This window comes from Leifsonia sp. PARNA 1/14, from assembly GCF_055720965.1.
In genome coordinates, this window is the sequence record NZ_JBVQSP010000003.1 from 376817 (window position 1) to 378033 (window position 1217).

A 1217-nucleotide genomic window follows, 5' to 3' on the forward strand; every position below is an offset into this window, starting at 1 on the left:
CTTTTCACGATCCTGGTCGACCTGTTCCGCGACGACAAGCTCAACGGATGGTGGAAAGCGGTCTGGGTGATCTTCCTGATCTTCGTCCCCTGGCTCACCGCCCTGGTGTACCTGATCGCGCGCGGCCGCGGCATGGCCGAGCGCAACTCCCGCTCGCGGCAGACCGTCCCGGAGGACACCGACTACTACACCCACCCCACCCCGTCGGCGACCCCGGCCGCCGACATCCAGCAGGCGCAGGATCTGCTCGACAAGGGCGTGATCAGCAGGAACGAATTCGACGCGCTGAAGGCCAAGGCGCTGGGAAACCGTTTCTAATACGCGCGCGCCGAGCGCCCGGGACACGCCACCGGCAACTCGTGACACGATGGTCTTGCATCCGAAGCGGACGGATGTAATATTCATGTATGCCTGTACCCATCGCAGAAGCCGTCAGTCCCCGCCGGCTCATTCGTGACGAAGTCTTCATTCGTCTGCTCGACGCCATCGTCGACGGGGACCTGACCCCCGGCGAACAGCTCTACGACGCTGAGATCGAGAAGTGGGTCGGGGTCTCCCGAACCCCCGTCCGCGAGGCGCTCAACCAGCTGGCCGCCATGGGCCTGGTCGAGATCATGCCCCAGAAGCGTACGCGGGTCACCCCGATCGACCCGGAGCGCTTGCGCGCCCTGATCGAAACCGTCGGCAGCCTCATGACCGGCGTCGTACGCGACGCGACGCCGCTCCTCACCGACGAGGACAAAGATGTGCTCCGCGCGTTCAAGGAGCGCGTGGGAGACGGCTCGGAGATGGCCGACCTCGTCCGGGAGCGCGTGCTCACCGACGGCTTCATCAACGTCTTCCTCCGCCGGCTCGACAACCGCACGATCGCCAAGCTCTTCACCCGCCACCTCCCCGAGGTGCGCCGGGCGCTGATCGCGGCCCCGTCCTCCGGAGCATTCGACGCGGGGGCGCCCCACGCCAAGGCAGCCGTCGACGCTGCGGTCGCAGGCAACGGAGTCAAGGCGGCGAACGCCGTCGCCGAATTCTGGAGCAAGGGCCTCGTCACCGTCGTCGACGAGTTCGCCACGAAGGCCGTACCAACTGTGAAGGAGGGGCGCTGATGCCGCTTCCCGTGAGAGATTCCGCACCGGTCGAACGCCAGCTGCTGCGCGACGTCGTCTACAACCGCCTCTATGAGGGCATCCTCGACGGCACGCTCGAGCCGGGCGAGACCG

2 protein-coding genes are annotated in these 1217 nt (G+C 66.6%); both read left to right on the plus strand.

The annotated features are described in order from the left end of the window. Positions 1-318 (plus strand): SHOCT domain-containing protein (locus AC0HS0_RS11315; protein WP_472964087.1); only part of this gene is annotated, 318 nt, incomplete at its 5' end. Between the two features lie 89 nt (positions 319-407). Beyond that, complete coding sequence (locus AC0HS0_RS11320; RefSeq protein WP_472964088.1) at positions 408-1103, plus strand: GntR family transcriptional regulator; 696 nt, start codon at positions 408-410, stop codon at positions 1101-1103. Positions 1104-1217 lie beyond the last annotated feature (114 nt).

What these genes read in the sequence shown, in the direction of transcription:
- AC0HS0_RS11320 (WP_472964088.1), top strand. Translation starts at nt 408, where the DNA reads ATGCCTGTACCCATCGCAGAAGCCGTCAGTCCCCGCCGGCTCATTCGT.